The organism is Bacillus altitudinis 41KF2b (genome assembly GCF_000691145.1).
Taxonomy (GTDB): domain Bacteria; phylum Bacillota; class Bacilli; order Bacillales; family Bacillaceae; genus Bacillus; species Bacillus altitudinis.
Window position 1 is genome coordinate 1 of record NZ_ASJC01000008.1, and the last position, 22,054, is coordinate 22,054.

Sequence of the window (22,054 nt, forward strand, 5' to 3'; positions counted from 1 at the left end):
GGGGTCGCGGGTTCGAATCCCGTCTTCCGCTCCAATTATGGCGGCATAGCCAAGTGGTAAGGCAGAGGTCTGCAAAACCTTTATCCCCGGTTCAAATCCGGGTGTCGCCTTTTTTGAAAAGACTGCCGGGGTGGTGGAATTGGCAGACACACAGGACTTAAAATCCTGCGGTAGGTGACTACCGTGCCGGTTCAAGTCCGGCCCTCGGCACCATTGTTTTTTATGATAAGTTGCGCTCTTTAATGATCATGCCGGTGTGGCGGAATTGGCAGACGCGCACGACTCAAAATCGTGTTCCTCACGGAGTGCCGGTTCGACCCCGGCCACCGGTATCTATTAAAAGTTTCATGATTGGTTTTTACCGTGAACCTAACGTTTCACCCTCGTGGTGAAACGTTTTTTTGTGGTTTAAATGAGTTATTTAGATGAAAATAGAATCCTATTAGAACAGAATGAGCATGTACTACTTTTAACAGAATAAACTTTAGATGATTTGCAACATTTGGTACGATACATTTAACCATATAAGGAAACAGAATGGATTAGCGCATTCACATAAAACAGTGAATTACCTTTGTGTAACTAAATGAATATTTGTGGGTACATACACATCTTTAGCTGGCATCATCATTGTGACCCAGTTTGGGGGAGAATTTATGAAAAAACAAAATGGTCATGAAGAGTTATTGACAGGTGGAAATGTCTCGAACGTATATCGTTCGGGAGATACGGTTCGCAGAGAGGTAAAGTCAGACAATATGAATATACAAAAGCTGCTAAAGCATTTAGAAAAAAAGAATTTCTCCTATGCTCCAACGTTTTTAGGGGTTGATGAAAAAGGTAGAGAGATCTTGTCCTTCATTGAAGGTGTAGCCGGTCATGATCCCTTAAAAGAATACATGTGCTCTCACAATGCTTTAAAAGAAATAGCGAAAATGCTTAGACTGTACCATGATGCTGTTTGTGATTTTCCCATTTCAGACGATTGGGAACGAATGGACAATACGCCTAATAACATAGAGGTTGTGTGCCATAATGATTTTGCGATGTACAACATCATTTTCAACAATAAAAAGCCAGTGGGAATCATTGATTTTGATGTAGCTGCTCCTGGCCCAAGGCTTTGGGATATTGCATATACCCTTTATACATGTGTGCCCCTCAGTAGACTTTTTCGTACTGAAACAGGGGAGGTCGTAAATTATCATTCATTAGAACATGCAGGCCATATAAAGTATAGAGTCAAACTGTTTTTTGAAGCTTATGGTGAGGACATAGCAGAAGATTATGTGGATATGGTGCTGCTGCGTTTAGAAGGTTTATGTCAATACATGAAGCGAAAAGCGAGTGAAGGGGATAGAGCTTTTCAAAAAATGATTCATGAGGGGCACTTTGAACATTATCAAAAAGACATACAATTCATTCATGAACACAGAAAAGAATGGGTTTGAGGATGCCAAGGGTTTTATAAAAGAAAAAGGACAACTCATCTTTTTACTAGTTTCATGTGGATGTTACAATTGGTTATAATATATAAATAGAATGAATGTAAAGAGGCGGAGTTGTTATCTTGCAAACGAAGACGATATTACAGACTATTATTGAAGATGAGCGATCACATGATTATCCGCTTTTTAGACAGTACTGTGTCAGGAAAGAACAGGGTCTGCGTAAAGATGCGTTAAAGGTTCTTCAGTCTTTTGTTGAAGAGATGAATAAGAATGAATTTGCAGCACGTCGTTCATTTGTTGTTTGGCTGTTTGATTACATTGAACGTTTTGAGGATGGTCATCATTTGCTTGTGTATCCATTGGTACATGGGGTGATCCGCCCTGTTCTTCAAGAGTGGGAAAATATTGATTCAATGGATGCCAGACCGTATCGATGGCAAGGCTTGTTTGTGCATCAGGGGGAAGGGCTGCCCTATTTATTGAAGGCACTAGAGATGGGAGGCAGCAAAGAGCAGCGAGTGATTGTCCAAATTTGCGAAACCTATTTCTCGGCTTTGTGGTATTCGTTTCATCATATACATGAAGATCTTTATTTAAGCACCTATGAGAAAGATCATGAGCGAATTCAAGGGATTCAAGATGTCATGAAACTGATCGAAGATAAAAATGTTCAAAGCAATGTTGAAAAACTAGCAGTCTACTATAACCAGCTTTTATCGGACTGGAAGGAATTTCAGCAGACGGAGACAAGAGGCTTTGTGAAATGGTGTGCGGATCGTAAGAAGCCCTATGAGTGGGTACAGACATTTTACTATAATCAATAGTTGTTTTTCATAAGAAAAAGGCTGGGGTCAACCCTGCCTTTTTTATTTATGCCATATTCTTTCTATTTCTACATGGTCTGCTTTAAAATATTTCAGGATGTAGACATCTGGATTGCTTAGTTGTTCCCACTCCTTGAATCCAATTGCGGGATCGGCGTGTTTTAGAAGCAGGCTCATAATATTGCCATGAGTGGCGAATAAAGTATGATCTCTTCCTAATTTTATTTGTTCATAGAGTGCCTCTACAATACGATTCATCGCTTCTTGGCTCGACTCTCCGCCTTCACAGGTCATATGCATGTCCGAAAAACTGAGCTTTAGTTTTTCATACAAATCTTCCATTGGTTGACTGCTTAACCTACGTTCAGAGAGACGTTTGTCAATTTGTACCTTTATCTGTTTGGCATGAGCAAGGGGCTCAGCGGTTTGAATCGCTCGTTTATAAGGACTTGAGATGATCTGGTTGAGCTGAATGCCGGAAAAAAGCTGTGCGAGTTTATGCGATTGTGTGATGCCTTGAGGCGTTAAAGACGCATCCTCGGATTGTCCATCTGCTTGACAGTGTCTGACGAAATAATATGTCTTCATAGGGGGGACACCTTCCTCTAAGTATAAAAAAATCATCCAATATTGGATGAGGGTTCACGAAAGTTTAGGTTCTATTTGTTCGTGTCTGCTTCTTTGTATGGATCTATCAGTTTTGAGGTTAGGTCTAAGTTGAACAAAAAATCATCTATGGTGTCTGTGCCAAAGGGCAGGGTGGAAAAATTAATTGGGATGCTGTCTTCTTGCGTATCTGAAGTAATCGGCTGTTTGTGCTGCTTTTTTCTCCAGTTCTTAAACAAGCGCATGTAAGGCCCCCTTTTCTAAAAAAAGATGGATTTATACATAATATACGGGGAGAGTTGTCCGAGCGTCAATTGTTTTCTTCAAAAGGATTTATTACATTTGTACGGAAAGAGCCACAGCTAAGTGCGGATCTTTCCGTGTTTTGACATGGCACGGTGTATGGCTTGTTGTACCTTTCGTTCGCATCTGATGTTGTATGTCTTCTTATGGAGTTTACTCGTCTTAAATTGACCAATTACACGGCGGACTCCTTGATCATAAATGATCAGCTCTCTGCTCGTTTGTTCACTTAATAACGCTTGAAACCAGCTGTATTTTTTTAGCTGTGCTGCATTCCGTGATATATCATCTTCATCTACCTGTAAAAAAGGGATATACAGAGCAAGATTGAAGATGTCTAAAATGAATCCCATATCACTGACCCCCTTCATATCGTTTATTACGTTTAGAAAGGGGAATGGTTCCTTTCAATTGGTTTTAAAAACAATCCCAGTGCATGAACCATTCTTTATTGTCTTTGTCGTAATAGAAATACATCGTGCCGTTATCACCAATCATGAACCGAGGTTTTTCCTCTGAGGCGATTTGCAGCATGAATTCTCCTGACATTTGGTGGGGAGGAGATTGGATGTAAGCTCCGTATCCACCGATTTTTGTGAACGAGTAGTTTGAGTAATGCTCGAAGAAATGATCTGTCGCTTCTTCACTTTCATTAACCTCTGATAAGTCAACGTATGACCAAGCTTCCTCCCAGCATGGATAATCCGGTTGTTCCCCTTCGAGCCACTCTATTTGGAAAGGTTTCATTCCTTTCACGTCTTCAGGGGTCTCAGCGATTTCTAATCCTTCCATTGATGAATATTCAATGAGTTTCCAGCCCTCACCGTTTTTGGCGATATCGATCGGAAGGGTTTTCTTGTTGATGAAAATTTGAATCATCTTACATTCATCAAAGCCGTTCATTCCCCCTGGTACTTCGGGTAAATACATTTGTAAAATGGGAATCATAGCTCCATCTTGATCTGCTGGCCACCCTTTATCACGTTGGATGAAAAAATGACCAGCAAACCAGCTGTACTTAGATGTATCAGGGCGAAACCCGCCTATTTTGGCTACAATAGGTGTTTTTCCTAGTTGATTTAATTCGTCAAAAGCTTTGATCTTCATTTATCTATCCTCCATTCTTTAGCCAGCAATGTGTGCATCTTGAAACTTTCCATTCATATTGCCAGAGACAATGATGACATGTCCCCAAAATAAATGTCCGTCATGATAGTAGGCTTCGAATTCTCCATTTGGATAAGCATGGAGGCTTTCAAGAGAGATGCGGCTGATAAATTGATCCGGTGTGATCTCTTCTGAATTTTCAGCGGAGTCGTCTTGTTCCTGCCAATCTTTTGCTAGTTCAATCAGCTGATTTGCTGCATATGACTTCATGGAGGCATCCCATGTTGTCTGCTCTTCTACGAGTTGTCTAGCCGTTTTCAGAGAGTCATTCATTTCTTCCTCTTCTTCAAGATTGAAGTAAAGTAGGCACTCCTCATTGCCCCACTGGATGGTTGTTTCAAATAAGTCTAGTCCTTTCACTAATTCAAAGGTACCCAGCTTGTCATCGTGGTAAAAGATAGGTTGTTGAGCTTCTTCTAATATTTCTTGAAGTTCCTTATCTTCAGTATCTGTATCAACAAGTGAAACGAGCATAAATTCACCTTCACCTTTACGTACTTGAAGTGTGACGATAGATTCTTTATGTAATTGCGCTTGTTTTTCTCGTAATCCCTTTTCATCTGTTAACCAGCACAGTCTCACTTTTTCGGTTATGATGCGGTCTTTTTCCTTCCATGCAATGAGTGGGATTGAAGCAGTCCAAAGAGTTTCTTTTCCCGCTTTTCCTGCGCCGACTCCAGAAGGTCCTGTAACAGCCATGATGTCTATCACTTCTTCTGAGAATCTTTGTTCAAATATGTTGATTTGTTTGTTTGATTTCATAGGATGTCCCCCAGCTTGATTTATTTGATGGAGCTATACCTTTATCACACCGTACATTGGCAGAGGAAATCAAGCTTTTTTTGTTTAAAACTGTTTTTTAGGTTTGTGGCAACAGAGAGGATACATGGATTGCTGGAGGTTGAGTCACAATAAAAAAGCAAATCGGTTCGGATTTTGTATAAATTTGGCTAAGTGAGTCGAAAAGCCTAGGTGATTCTTCCTTTTCTTTATAATTACTTTGACACGATTAGATGAAAAAAGTAAAGTAGTACTGAGTGATTTACAAAACCTTCATCATTCTCTGAAACATGAAGTGGCAGTAAATTTAATGTAAATGGATATTTTTCCTTTTATTTACTCGTATTTTTTTTGAAACTTATGATGCTTCTTATTCGTTATATTAAAGGAGCACATGTAACCTGCGGAGAAAAGAGCATCGGAATGCTTGGTGCAGAAGATTTACATTTGCAAAATCAATGTAAATTTTTTATGATTTCATTTATATCAGATCGAAAATAAGAAAGAAGAGGTTTTATGAAAAAAATATTTGCGAACAAATATAGCTTTTTTGTTTTGGCTGTCCTTTTATTTTGGGCAAAATCGTACACAGCCTACAAAATGGACTTTAATTTAGGAGTGAAGGGATCTTTTCAAGAGGGTCTTCTCTTATTAAATCCATTCAGTTCAGCCATCGTGTTTTTAGGACTTGCTCTCTTTTTGAAGGGGCGTAAATCGGCCATTGTTTTAATTGTCATTGATTTTATTATGACCGCACTTTTATATGCGAATGTAGCGTACTATCGTTTCTTTGATGATTTTTTAACCTTCCCGACAATGAAACAAGCCGGTAATCTTGGGGGAGGTATGACTGGCGGTGTATTAGCAAGTATTAAGCCGCATGACCTTTTGTACTTCCTAGATATCATCATTTTAATTGCCATTGTCATTTGGAGACCAGAAGTGAAGAAGTTCCAAATGAAAAAAACTTTCGCACTGCTGATTGTGGCTGCAGGTGTTGGACTGTTCTTCGTTAACCTACACTTAGCTGAAAAAGATCGTCCAGAATTATTGACGAGAACATTTGATCATAAGTATATTGTGAAATATTTAGGTGTTTATAACTATGCGATTTATGACGGCGTGCAAACCGCACAAAATGCAACGCAGGTAGCAAATGCGAGTAGTGATGATTTAACGGATGTCGTGAACTATACAACCTCTCATTATGCGAAACCAAATGCAGAATACTTTGGTCAAGCTAAAGGGAAAAACATCATCAAAATCCATTTAGAAAGCTTCCAGTCATTTTTAATTGACTACAAGTTAAATGGAGAAGAAGTGACGCCGTTTTTAAACAAACTAGCTCATGGAAAAGAAGATTTTACGTATTTTGATAACTTCTTCCACCAGACTGGTCAAGGGAAGACTTCTGATGCTGAGCTCATGATGGATAATAGTATGTTTGGCTTGCCAGAGGGTGCAGCGTTTGTGACAAAAGGTGAAAATACTTTCCAATCACTTCCTGCCATCTTAGATCAAAAAGCAGGCTATACGAGTGCAGTGCTTCACGGGGATTATAAATCTTTCTGGAACCGTGATACGATTTATAAACATATGGGAATTGATCAATTCTTCGATGCATCTTATTACAACATGGATGAAGAAAACCTTGTAAACATGGGTCTGAAGGATAAACCGTTCTTTAAAGAATCAATCCCAATGTTAGAATCAATGAAAAAGCCATTTTATGCACACTTAATGACATTGACCAACCATTATCCATTTAATTTAGATGAGAAAGATGCGACAATCGCTAAGGCAACAACTGGCGATAAAACAGTGGATAATTATTTCCAAACAGCGAGATACTTGGATGAGTCATTAGAACAATTCTTTAAGGACTTGAAAAAATCAGGTCTGTATAAAGACTCAGTGATTCTATTATATGGTGACCATAACGGTATTTCTGAAAACCATAACCGTGCAATGAGTGAGATTCAAGGGAAAGAAATTACGCCATATCAAAATGCACAAAATCAGCGTGTACCGCTCATGATTCGGATCCCTGGTAAACAAGGCGGCGTGAATCATACGTATGGCGGTGAAGTAGACGTGATGCCGACGCTTCTTCATTTGCAGGGTATTGATTCAAACGAGTTTGTGAATTTTGGGACAGATCTATTTTCTAAAAAGCATGATCAAACTGTTGCATTCCGTAACGGAAACTATGTGACACCAAAATATACCCTTGTAGATAATACCGTCTACGATACAAAAACGGGTAAAGTTGTGAAACAAAACAAAAAGACAGAAGCGATTAAAGCCCGTGTTGATAATCAGTTAAGCCTTTCAGATAAAGTGCTGTACAGGGATCTTCTTCGATTCCATAAGCTATCTGATTTTAAACCAGTGAATCCATCTGATTATTTCTATGGTAAAACAAACAAAGAGACAGAAGCGGATTCTTCTGCTAACTAACTGAGTTTTGGGCAAGCACAGAAAGGTGCTTGCCTTTTTCTCTCTTACAGCTTGATTTGTTGGCAAAATATGTTTATATTTAGGGAGAAACAAGCGTGGCGCTAGCGGTCAGCTGGCGATAACTCATTTTGTCCTAGGGGATTTCAGGAGGAGCTTATGACAACAAATACAAAAACACAAAAAAAGAAATCAGAATTATGGGGCTGGATCAAAGCCATCTTAATCGCATTTATTGCTGTTTTTATCATTCGTAACTTTTTATTCGCACCGTATATTGTAAAGGGGACTTCTATGGAACCGACACTGCATAATACAGAGCGGGTGTTTGTGAATAAAACAGTGGATTACTTCGGCGATTATAAACGCGGACAGATCATTGTTCTTGATGGGGAAGACCGCAGTACTCACTATGTGAAACGATTGATTGGTTTACCTGGTGATAAAATCGAAATGAAAAATGACCAGCTATATGTGAACGGTCAAAAAGTGGCGGAGCCTTATTTAACATCAAACAAAAAGAAAGCTGCCGCAGATGGCACCTTGCTGACACCTGATTTTGGTCCTCTTACAGTCCCTAAAGGAAAGTACTTTGTCATGGGTGACAATCGCCAAAAGTCAATGGACAGTCGCAACGGTTTAGGTCTTTTTACAAAGAGTGACATTCAAGGGACAACATCATTCGTGTTTTATCCCGTCCAAGATATTCGGTTAATCAATCACTAATCAATAAGAAAAAGCACACAGGCGTGTGCTTTTTTTGTTTGGTTAAGACTGGCTTTTTGAAATCGCCTGTTCTAGATCTGCCAGAATATCTTCAATCGCTTCTGTTCCAACAGATAAACGAATAAGTTCTGGTGTCACCCCTGTGGCTTTTTGCTCTGCTTCACTTAATTGCTGATGCGTTGTGCTGGCAGGGTGGATGATGAGTGACTTAGAGTCGCCTACGTTTGCAAGATGTGAGAAAAGCTGAACCGAATCAATGAGTTTTTTTCCTGCGTCTTTGCCACCTTTAATGCCGAATGTGAGGATGGCACCTTGTCCTTTTGGTAAATAAGTTTGAGCCAGCTCAAAGGATTCATGGCCTTCAAGACCTGGATAGCTGACCCATTCTACAAGAGGATGATCTTGTAAAAATTGAGCTGTCTTCAATGCATTTTCACTGTGGCGTTCAAGGCGAAGATGCAAAGTTTCTAAGCCTTGCAAGAGTAAAAATGAGTTGAATGGTGATAAAGCCGCCCCTAGATCACGTAAGAGCTGTACACGTGCTTTTGTGATATAAGCTGCTTCGCCAATCGCTTCCGTATACGTCAGACCATGATAGCTAGGGTCTGGTTCCGTCAGGCCTTTGAACTTATCACTATCACTCCAAGGAAACTTGCCGCTGTCGACGATGACTCCGCCAATGGATGTGCCATGGCCGCCGATAAATTTCGTCGCTGAATGGACAACAATGTCTGCGCCAAATTCAATCGGTCTTAACAAATAAGGGCTGGCAAGTGTGTTATCCACAATTAGAGGGATATGGTGCTTGTGTGCAATGGCTGATACGGCTTCAATATGTAAAATGTCGCCTTTTGGATTCCCGATGCTTTCTGCATACACTGCTTTTGTTTTATCTGTAATGGCTGCTTCAAGTTCTTCAAGGTTTGAGGAATCCACAAATTTCACTGTAATTCCGAGCTTTTTTAATGTATGAGCAAATAAATTATATGTGCCGCCATACAGACTGCTGGAGGATACGATTTCGTCACCAGCTCCTGCAATGTTTAAAATGGAGTAAGTGGTCGCTGCTTGTCCTGAGGAGACAGCAAGTGCACCAATTCCACCTTCAAGCTCAGCGATCCGTTTTTCAAACACATCATTTGTCGGGTTCATAATACGTGAATAAATATTACCGGGTTCCTGAAGTCCAAATAAATTCGCCGCATGCTCACTATCTCTAAAACCGAAAGAGCTTGTTTGGTAAATAGGTACAGCTCTTGAATAGGTAGCTGAATCCAGTTCTTGACCTGCGTGTATTGCTTTTGTTTCTAAACGAAATTGAAGTTCTTCTGACATGTGTGTATCCTCCTTTTGTTAGATAAAACCAACTACTTTAATAAGAAATATTTAATAAGACTATAAATCTTGTTTAGTGCCCGGTCAATCATTTTTTAGATAAATCTGAAAAAACAATAAATATAGTTGACATGTCGGAATAGTATGTATTAACATAAGCATACTGAAAATACCAACAAGAATCGCTGATCGGTCAACCGAAGGCTCGTTCACTCAGACATGAGTGAAGGGCCTTTTTTTATTTTAATCGGGAGGGAAGTTGAAGATGGAGAAAAAGAAAAAACGAAAAAAATACAGAAAACATATGGATATCACATTAGACATTTTGATTGAGCGAAACAAATATGAGATTTACAGCAATCAAGAACGAATAGAAGCCATTTACGATCGTATTGATGAAAAACATACAAGGTCGAAATAACCATTTTATAAAATATAGTTGATTTATAGGAATAATATGATTTAGGATGGTGCTAACAACTCAATATGAAAAGCTGATCGGACAAAACGAAGGCTCTTATCTCTCTTTTGGGATAAGGGCCTTTCTGTGTATCTATCTGATGACAAGAGGAGTGAACTTGCATTGACTATTTCCATTGATATTGTGGATAAGTCTTTTTGGAAAGACAAACAAACCATTCAAGTGCTTGAAAACGTAAGGTTCACCATCGTTCCTGGTGAATTCGTGACGGTGATTGGTCCGAGCGGTTGCGGGAAAAGTACATTGCTGAAGATGATTGGAGGGCTTGATACAGATTATGATGGGCAGATCGTGATAGGAGAAAGGCGTGTGACAGAACCAGGAATGAAACAGGGCTTTATTTTTCAAGAGCATCGCTTATTTCCATGGTTAACGGTCGAAGAAAATATCGCTGCCAATTTCAATTTAAAACAAGCAGCTGTTCGCCGCAAAGTGGATGAATTAATTGAAATTGTTCGGTTAAAAGGTTTTGAACACGCCTATCCACATGAGCTTTCAGGCGGGATGTCACAACGTGTTGCTATTGCAAGAGCACTCCTGCGTGATCCGGAGATTTTATTGCTTGATGAACCTTTTGGTGCGCTAGATGCATTTACACGGAAACACTTACAGGATGTGCTGCTGGATATTTGGCAGGAGAAAAGAACAACGATGGTGCTTGTCACTCATGATATTGACGAATCCATTTATTTAGCCAATGAAATTGTGCTGTTACAAGCAAGACCCGGCCGAATTCATAAAATCCTTCCCGTGAACTTACCATTCCCGCGGAATAGAACGTCAACAGCTTTTCAGAGCTTAAGACAAAAGGTGCTTTCAGAATTTGAGAAAACAGATGAGCTGTTACTGACGAATGGCTCAGGAATTTAAGGAGGTCAAATCGAATGAAAAGGCAAAAAAGGATCGTTCTCTTTCTGGGTATCCTCCTTGTATTAGCTGGGTGTGGTCAAGCAGCGAATGGATCAGAAGACAAGCCGAAAGAGATTCGGATTGGGATTCAGCAAAGTCTAAGCCCACTTCTTTTAGCAAAGGAAAAAGGGTGGTTTGAGCAATCATTTGAAAAAGAAGGTATGAAAGTCAAGTGGGTGGAGTTCCAAAGTGGTCCTCCCCAATTCGAAGGGCTCGCCGCCAATCAATTAGATTTTTCACAGGTTGGTAATTCACCTGTTATAGCTGGTCAGGCAGCAGGTATTGATTTTAAGGAAATTGGTTTATCTCAGGATGGGTTAAAGGCGAATGGGATTTTAGTGAATAAGAACAGTGAGATTCAAAAAGTAGAAGATTTAAAAGGGAAAAAAATCGCCGTTGCCAAAGGAAGCAGTGGTTTTGACTTTTTATACAAAGTATTAGATCAGGCAGGTTTATCTGCAAAGGATGTCCAGATCATTCAGCTTCAGCCGGATGAGGCAATATCTGCGTTTGAAAATGGGTCAGTTGATGCTTGGTCGATCTGGGAGCCGTTCTTATCACTTGAAACGATAGAAAAGGGAGCAAAGCTACTGGTTAATGGAGAAGCGACCGATTTATATTCACCTGGATTCACACTTGTCAGAACCAAGTTTGCCGATGAACACCCTGAACTAGTGGTGCAATTTTTAAAAGTATATGACAAAGCGGTGAAATGGCAGAAAGATCATCAACAGGAAGCCATTACACTTTATGCTCGTTTGAAACAATTAGATCAGAAGGTGGTGACACAAGTATTAAACAATACAGAGCCGCTCAATGAGCCCATTTCTAAGAAAATCATAAACGCCCAGCAGCATACAGCTGATTTTCAATATCAAACAAAGGCGATTCAGCGGAAGATTGATGTCAATCAGGTGGTAGATAATTCGTTTATTGAAAAAATGCTGAAAGAGGAGAAGAGTTGATGAAAGCTGCATCTAACCCAGCCCTTGTGACTAAAACCGAGCGAATGAAGAAAAAAAGGAGAAAAGCTTCATCCTTCATCATGTTAAAAGGACTTGTATTACCTGCTTTACTCATTGCGATTTGGCAGGGAGCTGCTGCTTCCCAAATCGTTTCTTCTACTGTACTACCTGCACCCACTGTCATTGCGGAATCTTTTCGTGAGTTGATTCGTTCCGGTGAGCTGTTTGGCCATCTTTACATCAGTCTCTACAGAGCAATATGCGGGTTTTTACTTGGGGGAGGTTTAGGGCTTGTGATGGGGCTGTGTGTCGGTTTTTCTAGGAAAACCGAGCAGTATGTAGATCCGACCTTGCAAATGCTGAGAACAGTTCCTCATTTAGCGGTGACTCCTTTATTTATTCTTTGGTTTGGTTTTGATGAATCAGCGAAAATTTTATTGATTGCACTTGGGGCTTTTTTTCCGATCTATATCAATACCTTTCTAGGAATTCGCAGTGTAGATAACAAGCTGTTCGATGTGGCTCGCGCTTTAGAGTTTAATCTGTATCAAAATATCACAAAGCTCATTTTACCTGCTGCCCTTCCTCATATTCTTCTGGGCGTGAGGCTTTCATTAGGCATTGCCTGGCTTGGTTTAGTGGTGGCTGAATTGATGGGGTCGAGTAGTGGAGTCGGCTACATGATTATGGATGCAAGACAATTCTCGCAAACGGATAAAGTGTTTGTAGGGATTATCATCTTTGCGGTAGTTGGTAAGATGACTGATTCATTTGTACGGCTGTTAGAAAAGCGACTACTCAAATGGCGCACAAGTTATCAAGGTGAAAAATAATAGGAGGCGATATGATGAATATTCTATGGTTTATTCCAACGCATGGGGATGGGCGTTATTTAGGATCATCGAAAGGGGCAAGACAGGCAGACTATCCGTATTTTAAACAAATAGCTCAAGCTGCCGATCAGCTTGGGTACACAGGGGTCTTGCTGCCTACAGGTAGATCTTGTGAAGATCCATGGCTGACAGCGGCCGCTTTAGCTGCAGAAACAACCCATTTAAAGTTTCTTGTGGCTCTTCGGCCAGGGTTGATGCAGCCGTCTGTTGCTGCTAGAATGACCTCCACATTTGATCGGCTTTCAGGCGGGAGACTGCTGATCAATGTTGTAGCGGGAGGAAGTAAAGAAGAACTTGAAGGAGACGGGCTATTCATTTCTCATGATGAACGCTATGAGGCAACAGAAGAATTTTTGACCATCTGGAAGCGGTTATTGAAAGGAGAGAATGTTCAGTTTCAAGGGAAGCATCTGCAAGCACAAAATGGACGTCTGCTATTTCCACCAGCTCAAACACCACATCCACCCGTTTTTTTTGGAGGATCATCAGAAGCAGGCATTCAAGCCGCTGCAAAACATACAGATGTTTATTTAACTTGGGGCGAGCCGCCTGCACAAGTAAAAGAGAAAATCGTACAAGTGAAAAAGCAGGCTGAAAAGGAAGGAAGAACGGTGAGGTTTGGTATTCGACTTCATGTGATCGTGAGAGAAACGGAAGATGAAGCTTGGCAGGCAGCGGAACATCTGATTCGTCATTTAGATCAAGAGACTATTGATGAGGCGCAAAAGACTTTACAAGGGATGGACTCAGTAGGGCAAAAACGAATGGTTGAATTACATCAAGGGAATAAAGAGAAGCTTGAAATTAGCCCTAATCTTTGGGCAGGCATTGGCTTAGTTAGAGGCGGGGCAGGAACAGCGCTCGTCGGGGACCCGCATACAGTAGCAGAACGTATAATAGAATATCAGTCTCTAGGTATTGATACATTTATCTTTTCTGGTTATCCGCACTTAGAAGAATCTTATTATTTTGCAGAACTTGTTTTCCCGCTTCTCCCATTTAAAAGAAATGGTGATGCAGGACCACACGTTCCAGCTGGTGAAATTATTGGGAACAATTACTTTCCTGATACAGCCTCTGCTGCAAGTTCCTCATAAATGAAAGCAAAGCAGTCATACTTGTCGGGCTGCTTTGCTTTTTTTATAGAAAGAGAAGCAAGTAAAATGATATGTGCTGTGGAAGAAGGCAAGGGCTTTTTTCCCAACAGGTTTTCTTGTATATACATATTTTAAGAGACAAGAGAAGAAGGAAAATATGCTCACTCTTTTGTCGGAATTATCAGTTAATATGTCGTATTTGATGTGTTAACGACATATAATTAGGACTTTTATATCTGATATATCGGGGGAATTCTTTCTATCTCAAAAAAATGAAAGATTAAATAGAAGAGATGATGAAAATGAACTATTTGAAAAAAGGCAGAAAAAAGATGGTTTAATTGACATTATATGGGTTTGTTGGTTCTTACGTTGTGGTGAAAAATAGTGAAAAAGGAAGAATTTATACAGTTGAACATGAATAATTGAATAAAAAGTCACATTTTACACGAAAATACGTTCGGTCAAAAATGGGATCTTCTGTTGATGTTTGGAGTGTGACGCCTATGATACGATCATCATAAGCTGGGAGGTGAAAAGTATGACTTATGCAGCGCCGCAAGTTGACTATTCCACTATGGAACCTGCTATTATGGACCAAGCTTGGTTCTTAGTATTTGTTGCTGTCCTTCTTGGATTGGGAGCAACAGTTGTTCTAGGAGCAGCAGTTTGGTGTTTAGCAAACGGCAAGGGTAGCTTTACAGGAGCCGTTCAGTGGGAAAGTGGCTTAAAAGTCCAAATTGAATGTAAGTAGCTATACTTAGGATTCATCTTTTTACTTCTTAGATAAGACACCAGGGCTAAACCGTCTGTGGCGGGCGGTTTAGCCTGATCTGTTTTTAAAGAATATGCAGACACTTGGAGGTTATATGTTTACGATCGAGAATTTAACCAAGACGTATAAAAATAACGTGACTGCTGTCAATGATTTTCATTTGAAAATTGCCCCTCATCAAATCGTTGCTGTGGCTGGACCAAATGGATCTGGTAAAACAACGATGATTAACTGTGTACTCGGCATCATTAAGCATACAGAAGGAACCATTCATATCAAGGATGTCACAAATGATGATCCATCCTTTAAAAAACAAGTCGCCTATGTTCCAGATGATCTGCTGCTCCCTGAAGCATTGACTGGTGCTGAATATTTAGATTTTGTTTCTTCTATGTATGAATGTAAAACAATTCAAAGAAGAAATCAACTAATTGAATTGTTTGATATGGAATCAGCTTTATCAAGACCGATTGAAACCTATTCCCATGGAATGAAAAAAAAGACACAGCTGATTGCTGCCTTTATGCTTGAGAGTCAATTAGTGATCATGGATGAGCCCTTTAGAGGACTTGATATTGAAGCGGTTATAAACACAAAGAAACTGATGAAACGTTATGCCGAGCACCATGGTGCAATCTTGCTTTCAACGCATGATATGCTTTCAGCGGAAGAGCTGTGCCACAAGATCGCCATTATTTCTAAAGGAAATAAAATGGATGAAGGGACGGTTTCAGCCTTAAAAGAAAAGTATCAATCAAGCACATTGGAACAGGTGTTTCTGAAAGCTTCAATGTTAAGTGATAGGGGTGCACATTTTGATGAAATCATTAATCATTTCTAAAATGATGCTTAAAATGTGGCAGCAGGAGATGTATAAGCTCTTTGATACTCAAACGAAGCGAATCATTGTGGTCTTATTCTTTTTGTTTGCAGTCACAATGGGAGCCATCATCGGATACAGTTTTACGGGTGTCTTTATGAAGGCTTTCTTAAATGGAGATGAACGTTCACTTGGGTTGTTGGTTGTGTCGATGGCAATCAATGCATCCATTTTTACAAGCTTGTTATTTGTGCTGATCAAAGTCAGAACACCTGAACAAGATCGTTTTTCTATGCAGCTCAGCTGGTTTCCGCTGTCTACCTTTCAAAAAAGTCTTGGTTACTTCATTCCGATGGTGACAGTCGTGACAGGGCTTGTTTTATTTTTCATCGGGATCTTGCTTTTACCTAATTTTATTGCACAAGGGATCGGTATTTTCTTTATTCTTACGTTCTTTTTGATGGTGCTGTTGCAATCGCTCTTTGTCTTAACACTGCTTCAGCTCATTTACAACGTGACTTATTTACTCGTACTAAAATTAAAATTACCGTTGCAAAAATTTGCAGCGATATTTGTTTTATTAGCGCTAGTTGTAGCCTATGGAATGACACATTTCGACATTAATCAAATACAGCAATCATATGTACAGTTTGATTATCATTTGATGTATTTTACAGCACCGTTTTTCTTAGCGGCACAAGGGATGTCTCCTGACGGGGTGAATTATGCGATGTTGATCCTCTTCATCTTATTATCTGCGGGAGGCGCATTTATTTCTCTTGCTTTAATGCCAATTATGGCTGAGAAAAAAGCGTTAACCTTTCTGCACAAACTGCCATTTTCATCTTCGAAAAAGTGGTCACTCATTGTAAAGGAAATAAAGTCACAAGTGAGAAATGAAGAAAATATTTTAAACTTTCTCATTCTCCTTATTGTCATTTTATTTGTCCGTTATCAGTTTGCCTTCCGCTTTGAAGGAGAAGCTTTTTTTGTCTTATGTGCGCTAGCTGGGTTAACAGCTTTTAATTCATTTGGCAATGATAAACGAATGCTGGGGATGTATAAAACGTTCGGTCTAAGGCCGTGGGAAGTGGCTCTTTATAAGTTCCTTGGGCTTTTGCTCGTTGGTGTGATCCAAATTGTTTTATTTATGATCACAACACTGACGCTCCCGGATCAGATCTGGATCGTGTTGATTGGCGCTGCTGTCTTGTGTAATGCAACGGCTCTCTTTTATGTGGTAGGTATTTTATTGCCCCTTGATCGAAATAATCCATACACAGGCATTTTCTCGTTTGGAGCGCTTATTTTAATCATGATTCCGATTGTATTTATTGGAAACTATGTGATAGTGGAATCGAGTCAAATGCTTCAGTGGCTGCTTGTGGCAGGATTTGAATGTCTGCTCATCTTTGCCATATATAAAGGTTTTTCATGGAGGTATTCACATGATTCAACTTCTTAACAATAAGCTAAAGATTGAGCGGGTGCCGGCACTTGCGCCATATGTGACTTTACAAAAAAGACATTTGACTGATACGCAGTACGGAAGTTCGCTTCCGATTAACGAAAGTGCATATCATATGTTAACGAAAGTGGATGGTCAAAGGACAGAGGCGAGTATTACGGCAGAGCTCGCCGATTTGTTTCAGGTCGATGAGTCTGTGATTGCCCGCGATTTTTATCAATTGATGATGGGGCTGAATCAGCATCACTTGCTGTCGATTCATTATCAATCGCCATATCGGACTGTCACAGCCTTCTGTCAATTTTTTAAGCAGTATCAAGTAAAGATGAAAGAGCGGTTTGACTGCACGGGTCATTCATTTCTTCACATATTGGGTACGGCTCTGCTGATGGTGACGCGCAAAATCATCTTTTTCTGGGTGCTTTTTATGATCATGGCGGGAATCGCCTTTTTATTTATTCCTGATCCATCGATTGCAGCCATTGCCATTTATTTTACGATTATTTATTTCGGATTAATTACTGGAACTGCCTTGCATGAGGCGGCGCATGGGTATGCACATCGGAAGTTCGCCGGCCGGGATGGCCCTCAAGGCTTTTTTGCGAGCGATATGATGTCTGTGAAATTTGTGAGGCCTGTTTTAGATCCGTTTCAGAAAAAACAGGTGTGGATTACACTGCTTGGTCCGCTTTTGCCGGGGCTCATTGGCGCAGCCGGAATCATTGTGACTGTTTTATTTCTAAAAGAAAATCCAATTTCGACAGGGTTTTTCATTTTTTCAATCACGTATTTTATTCAATTGCTCTACCTTCTTCCGTTTATGGGGGATGGTAAGTCTATTATGAAGCAGTTATTGCTTGGTGGAATGGGAGGACAACGATCATGAACGTTCAGGCAATGAAACAAGGTGCAATTGTTGGTAGTTTCCTAGGTTTCTTAGGTTTTCCGATGCTGACCATTGGTGTTCTGTTCTATCACTTATTTCAATCAAAAACAAATAATGAATTATTATTTAACAGTCTTGCTTTTGAAATGGAAGGTTCGTCTGCATTTACGTTCCAAATCAAACCAAACTTTTTTATTTATATGGTTGTCATTTTTGCTGTCAGTTTTCTCATTGTGGCATTCCTATCAGCCATGAAACAGAAAAAAGCGAAAGATTAGGAGAATTCTCCTAATCTTTTTTTGTATATTAAACCAAATTTTAGTATAATAAAAAATAAATGTATAAAAGGGGATATCAATGATTAAGAAATGGAGCATTCTTTTATTTACTGTTTTTCTATTAGCAGGATGCGGCGAGAAGGCTGCAGAAACAACAACGACAGAGAAAACGGTCTCTAAAATAGAAACAGAGTCTGACTCTCAAAACCAAGTAACTATTGAAAAAATGAAATTGACAAAGAAAGAAAAAAACTTACTAGAGGCATCAACGACGAATGAAATAGTAGCTCTTACACTTAAAGGATTAACGAAGAATGATAAGAGTATTACTTTTATCGGGAGCCACTACAAAAATGGCCGGCTAGTTAATAAGGAGGCATCTTCTTCGACTTTTACGTTACATCAGGATGGTACCGACCAAACGATGAATGTACTTTTACAATTAAGGCATGAGAAAGATACATATGAATCACAATTTAGTATGTGGTCAGATAACAAGAATGAGGGAATGACAAAAGCAACAGCAAGCTTTCCATTCAAAGTAAGTGATTATGTTTTTTCTGCACAATCTGATACGGTCAAAGTAACTTCTGGAGGAAAGGCACTGATTGCGTATACAGCGGCAATGGGGAAAGACGGAAATTCACCGATGCTTGAAGTGATTGAGAAAAATCCTAAGCAAGCGCTGAAGAATAAGTCACATGCCTATTTATTTTATATCCAGCTAGACAAATAACTATCGTAATATATATGGAGAATATGAAATTTTTTGACGAAAAATCTTCATATTCTCTTGACGAATTGTTAAGAAAGTTGTAACATAATAAAAGTCAACGCAATGACGTTGTCTCTAAAAGATTGATGCGGGTGTAGTTTAGTGGTAAAACCTCAGCCTTCCAAGCTGATGTCGTGAGTTCGATTCTCATCACCCGCTCCAATACATAATTTTGTTTATAACGCAGTATTTCGTTTCATAGATAAACGAAGTGTTGCGTTTTTTATTATGTCAGTATAATGTAAAAAGCACTGTGACCTACAGTGCTTTTTCAATGAGTTCATATTTACTTTCTCCACCATGTATTTGTATAAACATCTTCGTCAAGGATTGTATAAGCGCCTCACTCTTTTCCCGGGAAATAGATGGTGGGAAGAGGATGATTTGAAGAATACTTTTTGTGTCTTGAGAAATTTGAGCTTTACTTGCTTGAGAAAATAACCCTTTAAGCTCTGCGCCATCCTGCCATTTAATATGACCAGTTTCATTTTTGGATAATGAAAGAGGCTCTTTCAATTGATCGGCATCTAATGTAAGGATAGGCAAGAAATATTTTAATGAAAAAAATATCGACAAATCCTGTACGGAATTGGTCGAGTCAATAAATTGTTCTTTTTGAATATCAGCAAGAAGCGGAAGAAAGGGGACATCTTCTAGAAGATTTGTCCATTCTTTGATCGCTGGTACTTCTTCCAAAGTTTGATCTTCATATTCAAAAAACAAAGATTCTTGAAACAGGCGCAGTCGGCCTTTTAACATTTGAGGGGATTTTCCTATCTCAATATGTGAATATTCAATCTGTCCAACATGGATAGACGGGCTTTGAGGTTGGGAGATTTCCAGTTGTATCTTCACAGTGACTCACTCCAATCGGTCATGATACACTCGTATTATACTGAAAACAACTGAAGAAACAAAGAAAGGAGGTTTGCAAGGTGATTCATGTTGGACAATTAAAAGAAGAATTAATTCAATATGCGAACGAAATTGGTGTCGATAAAATTCGATTTGCAAGTGCTGATACATTTGATTCATTAAAGGACCGCCTCATCTTACATGAATCGTTAGGGTATTTGTCCGGTTTTGAAGAGCCTGATATCGAAAAACGAACAAATCCTGCTTTGCTGCTTCCAAAAGCAAAATCAATTGTCGCCATTGCGCTCGCATACCCTTCCAAAATGAAAGATGCTCCCCGAAGTACAAAGGATGCAAGAAGAGGGATTTTTTGCAGGGCTTCATGGGGAACTGATTATCATGTTGTGCTGAAAAAAAAGCTCGACATGCTTGAAGAATTTTTGCGCAGTAAACACGAAGATATAAGGACAAAATCAATGGTGGACACAGGTGAATTGTCTGACCGTGCTGTAGCCGAACGTGCTGGCATTGGCTTTAGTGCAAAGAACTGTATGATTATCACACCAGAGTTCGGATCTTATGTCTATTTGGCTGAGATGATTACAAATGTTCCATTTGAACCGGATGAGAAAATAGAAGACCAGTGCGGAACTTGTAATAAATGTGTGGATTCATGCCCAACGGGTGCTCTTGTGAATCCAGGCCAGCTCAATTCTCAAAGGTGTATTTCGTTTTTAACACAGACAAAAGGGTTTTTACCTGACGAATTTCGCTCGAAAATAGGGAATCGGTTGTATGGATGTGATACGTGCCAAACGGTCTGCCCAATTAATAAAGGGAAAGACTTTCATCTACATCCTGAAATGGAGCCGGACCCTGAAATTGCAAAGCCGCTCTTAAAGCCACTGCTGACAATCAGCAATCGTGAATTTAAAGAGAAGTATGGTCATGTTTCTGGATCATGGCGAGGGAAAAAGCCTATTCAGCGGAATGCCATTTTGGCACTTGCTCACTTTAAAGATACATCTGCTTTGCCAGATTTGGTTGACCTGATGCATAAAGATCCAAGACCGGTCATTCGAGGCACGGCTGCTTGGGCAATCGGTAAAATTGGTGATGGTCAGCAGCTTTCAGAACTCGAAAAAGCCCTTGAGCGGGAAAGTGATGAAGAAGCAAAACAAGAGATCATCAAAGGGATTGAATTGTTACAAACACCTTTAAATACTAAATAACCTCCCATTGAACATAGAATGAACCAAACAGAGATGTTAAAAAAAGTTTGGTGGTGTCTGTGTGAAACAATTATTAGAACAAACGTTAGAAGACAGACTGGCATATTTATTAAATGGCAGTACGATCAAACAGCCGCAGCTGATGTCTGATGTGGACGCTGTGGAGCGAAAGAAAGAGCTGTTTGCAAGAAGACAAGTTGAGATTGTCAAGGCGAAAGCAAAAGCAAAACTTCTCGATTCAGCTATTCAAGATGATGGAGCTCAGCAAGTACAATATCTCGCTCACCTCACTTATGTCTGTAAGGATATAGACGATTCTTTTTATTTAGAGGAACAGGTTGAGAAAAGAGAAGCGTTTCTTTATAACGACATGCTTGTGAAAGATCGGATGATGTTAGAAGAACGACAAAAGGAAGATCAGGTGGATGAGCGCTTCCAAAATGAAGACCAATTTGGAAGAGCTTTTCACTATGACCGGCGTGCAGCTGTTCAATATGCTGAGACGTATTGGAATAAACGGAATCCAGCCTATAAAAATTTCGAAGATAACTGTACGAATTTTATTTCACAATGTCTAAAAGCAGGGAATGCGCCAACGAGAGGATATCCGAACCGTGGATCTGGCTGGTGGGTTCGTCCACATACATGGAGCTACAGCTGGACGGTGGCACATTCGATGAAAAATTATTTAGCGAATTCCAAAGCGGGGTTGAGAGCGAAGAAGCTCAAGGAGCCGCAAGAGCTTCAAATAGGTGATGTTATTTGCTACGATTTTGAGGGTGACGGTAGGTATAATCATACAACCATTGTCGTTGATCATGATAAAGGCGGAATGCCTCTAGTGAATGCACAAACGTATGACAGCCGTATGCGTTACTGGTCGTATGAAGATTCAACGGCTTATACACCTAGTATTCGTTATACGTTTTTTCACATTTTGGACGATGCTCCAAAGGATAGTTAATGGTATA

General features: G+C 39.8%; 24 protein-coding genes and 4 tRNA genes. 21 read left to right on the top strand and 7 right to left on the bottom strand.

The annotated features are described in order from the left end of the window. Positions 1 to 39: 39 nt before the first annotated feature. The 5 genes from BA79_RS13660 (at position 40) to BA79_RS13680 (ending at position 2,275) form a co-directional block, all read left to right on the top strand. Positions 40 to 110 (top strand) — tRNA-Cys (locus BA79_RS13660). 14 nt (positions 111 to 124) lie between these two features. Then, positions 125 to 213: transfer RNA gene (locus tag BA79_RS13665), tRNA-Leu, on the top strand. Between the two features lie 37 nt (positions 214 to 250). Then, positions 251 to 332, top strand: a tRNA-Leu gene (locus BA79_RS13670). A 324-nt stretch (positions 333 to 656) separates the two neighbouring features. Then, positions 657 to 1,451, top strand: coding sequence for a phosphotransferase (locus BA79_RS13675; RefSeq protein WP_035703352.1), 795 nt, complete (start codon positions 657 to 659; stop codon positions 1,449 to 1,451). A gap of 119 nt (positions 1,452 to 1,570) precedes the next feature. Next, positions 1,571 to 2,275 (top strand): hypothetical protein, encoded by a 705-nt coding sequence (locus BA79_RS13680; RefSeq protein ID WP_035703354.1) that lies wholly within the window; start codon positions 1,571 to 1,573, stop codon positions 2,273 to 2,275. 42 nt (positions 2,276 to 2,317) lie between these two features. Here the strand turns inward: BA79_RS13680 and BA79_RS13685 are convergent, their stop codons facing one another. From BA79_RS13685 to BA79_RS13705, 5 genes are all read right to left on the bottom strand, one after another. Then, on the bottom strand, positions 2,318 to 2,863 hold the full coding sequence (locus BA79_RS13685; protein ID WP_035703356.1) for a histidine phosphatase family protein: 546 nt from the start codon (positions 2,861 to 2,863) through the stop codon (positions 2,318 to 2,320). A gap of 71 nt (positions 2,864 to 2,934) precedes the next feature. Then, a complete protein-coding gene (locus BA79_RS13690; RefSeq protein ID WP_024719924.1) occupies positions 2,935 to 3,126 on the bottom strand; it encodes a hypothetical protein in 192 nt (63 codons plus the stop codon). A gap of 117 nt (positions 3,127 to 3,243) precedes the next feature. Then, positions 3,244 to 3,537, bottom strand: a complete 294-nt coding sequence (locus BA79_RS13695; RefSeq protein ID WP_035703359.1) for a hypothetical protein — start codon at positions 3,535 to 3,537, stop codon at positions 3,244 to 3,246. A 64-nt stretch (positions 3,538 to 3,601) separates the two neighbouring features. Then, entirely contained in the window at positions 3,602 to 4,291 is a 690-nt protein-coding gene (locus BA79_RS13700) for a DUF1963 domain-containing protein (protein ID WP_035703361.1), read from the bottom strand. A gap of 18 nt (positions 4,292 to 4,309) precedes the next feature. Next, positions 4,310 to 5,113, bottom strand: a complete 804-nt coding sequence (locus BA79_RS13705; protein ID WP_035703364.1) for a DUF2262 domain-containing protein — start codon at positions 5,111 to 5,113, stop codon at positions 4,310 to 4,312. 534 nt (positions 5,114 to 5,647) lie between these two features. On the opposite strand from BA79_RS13705, the gene ltaS reads away from it, so the two are divergent. Further along, positions 5,648 to 7,591: a lipoteichoic acid synthase gene (gene ltaS / locus BA79_RS13710; protein WP_017360388.1), complete on the top strand. Its 1,944-nt coding sequence runs from the start codon at positions 5,648 to 5,650 to the stop codon at positions 7,589 to 7,591. Between the two features lie 156 nt (positions 7,592 to 7,747). Further along, positions 7,748 to 8,314, top strand: a complete 567-nt coding sequence (lepB, locus tag BA79_RS13715; RefSeq protein WP_035703366.1) for a signal peptidase I — start codon at positions 7,748 to 7,750, stop codon at positions 8,312 to 8,314. Between the two features lie 42 nt (positions 8,315 to 8,356). On the opposite strand, the gene BA79_RS13720 is transcribed toward lepB, so the two are convergent. Beyond that, the gene (locus BA79_RS13720; protein ID WP_008349114.1) at positions 8,357 to 9,649 is read right to left on the bottom strand and encodes a homocysteine synthase; all 1,293 of its coding nucleotides are present in this window, start codon (positions 9,647 to 9,649) and stop codon (positions 8,357 to 8,359) included. 265 nt (positions 9,650 to 9,914) lie between these two features. On the opposite strand from BA79_RS13720, the gene BA79_RS13725 reads away from it, so the two are divergent. From BA79_RS13725 to BA79_RS13780, 12 genes are all read left to right on the top strand, one after another. Beyond that, positions 9,915 to 10,070, top strand: coding sequence for an FbpB family small basic protein (locus BA79_RS13725; RefSeq protein ID WP_008349111.1), 156 nt, complete (start codon positions 9,915 to 9,917; stop codon positions 10,068 to 10,070). Positions 10,071 to 10,232: 162 nt separating this feature from the next. Continuing rightward, a complete protein-coding gene (locus BA79_RS13730; protein ID WP_035703369.1) occupies positions 10,233 to 11,000 on the top strand; it encodes an ABC transporter ATP-binding protein in 768 nt (255 codons plus the stop codon). Between the two features lie 14 nt (positions 11,001 to 11,014). Then, positions 11,015 to 12,004: an aliphatic sulfonate ABC transporter substrate-binding protein gene (locus BA79_RS13735; RefSeq protein ID WP_035703372.1), complete on the top strand. Its 990-nt coding sequence runs from the start codon at positions 11,015 to 11,017 to the stop codon at positions 12,002 to 12,004. Between the two features lie 44 nt (positions 12,005 to 12,048). Further along, positions 12,049 to 12,837, top strand: coding sequence for an ABC transporter permease (locus BA79_RS13740; RefSeq protein WP_224559741.1), 789 nt, complete (start codon positions 12,049 to 12,051; stop codon positions 12,835 to 12,837). Between the two features lie 14 nt (positions 12,838 to 12,851). Beyond that, the gene (ssuD, locus tag BA79_RS13745; RefSeq protein WP_035703375.1) at positions 12,852 to 13,994 is read left to right on the top strand and encodes an FMNH2-dependent alkanesulfonate monooxygenase; all 1,143 of its coding nucleotides are present in this window, start codon (positions 12,852 to 12,854) and stop codon (positions 13,992 to 13,994) included. Positions 13,995 to 14,535: 541 nt separating this feature from the next. Beyond that, positions 14,536 to 14,748, top strand: a complete 213-nt coding sequence (locus tag BA79_RS13750) for a hypothetical protein (RefSeq protein ID WP_003211695.1) — start codon at positions 14,536 to 14,538, stop codon at positions 14,746 to 14,748. A 115-nt stretch (positions 14,749 to 14,863) separates the two neighbouring features. After that, entirely contained in the window at positions 14,864 to 15,610 is a 747-nt protein-coding gene (locus tag BA79_RS13755) for an ABC transporter ATP-binding protein (RefSeq protein ID WP_008349096.1), read from the top strand. Continuing rightward, positions 15,588 to 17,054 (top strand): hypothetical protein, encoded by a 1,467-nt coding sequence (locus tag BA79_RS13760; protein ID WP_035703377.1) that lies wholly within the window; start codon positions 15,588 to 15,590, stop codon positions 17,052 to 17,054. The genes BA79_RS13755 and BA79_RS13760 overlap by 23 nt, the downstream gene beginning before the upstream one ends. Further along, a complete protein-coding gene (locus tag BA79_RS13765; protein WP_008349091.1) occupies positions 17,038 to 17,943 on the top strand; it encodes a PqqD family protein in 906 nt (301 codons plus the stop codon). The genes BA79_RS13760 and BA79_RS13765 overlap by 17 nt, the downstream gene beginning before the upstream one ends. Then, positions 17,940 to 18,221, top strand: a complete 282-nt coding sequence (locus BA79_RS13770; RefSeq protein WP_008349089.1) for a hypothetical protein — start codon at positions 17,940 to 17,942, stop codon at positions 18,219 to 18,221. The genes BA79_RS13765 and BA79_RS13770 overlap by 4 nt, the downstream gene beginning before the upstream one ends. 79 nt (positions 18,222 to 18,300) lie before the next feature. Continuing rightward, positions 18,301 to 18,957 (top strand): hypothetical protein, encoded by a 657-nt coding sequence (locus tag BA79_RS13775; RefSeq protein WP_035703379.1) that lies wholly within the window; start codon positions 18,301 to 18,303, stop codon positions 18,955 to 18,957. Positions 18,958 to 19,084: 127 nt separating this feature from the next. Then, positions 19,085 to 19,158, top strand: a tRNA-Gly gene (locus BA79_RS13780). Positions 19,159 to 19,254: 96 nt separating this feature from the next. On the opposite strand, the gene BA79_RS13785 is transcribed toward BA79_RS13780, so the two are convergent. Further along, positions 19,255 to 19,851, bottom strand: coding sequence for a hypothetical protein (locus tag BA79_RS13785; protein ID WP_035703381.1), 597 nt, complete (start codon positions 19,849 to 19,851; stop codon positions 19,255 to 19,257). A gap of 83 nt (positions 19,852 to 19,934) precedes the next feature. Between BA79_RS13785 and queG the strand changes: the two genes are divergently transcribed. Both queG and BA79_RS13795 read left to right on the top strand, forming a co-directional pair. Next, positions 19,935 to 21,083: a tRNA epoxyqueuosine(34) reductase QueG gene (gene queG, locus BA79_RS13790; protein WP_026050065.1), complete on the top strand. Its 1,149-nt coding sequence runs from the start codon at positions 19,935 to 19,937 to the stop codon at positions 21,081 to 21,083. A 61-nt stretch (positions 21,084 to 21,144) separates the two neighbouring features. Then, positions 21,145 to 22,047, top strand: a complete 903-nt coding sequence (locus BA79_RS13795; protein ID WP_008349082.1) for an amidase domain-containing protein — start codon at positions 21,145 to 21,147, stop codon at positions 22,045 to 22,047. Positions 22,048 to 22,054 lie beyond the last annotated feature (7 nt).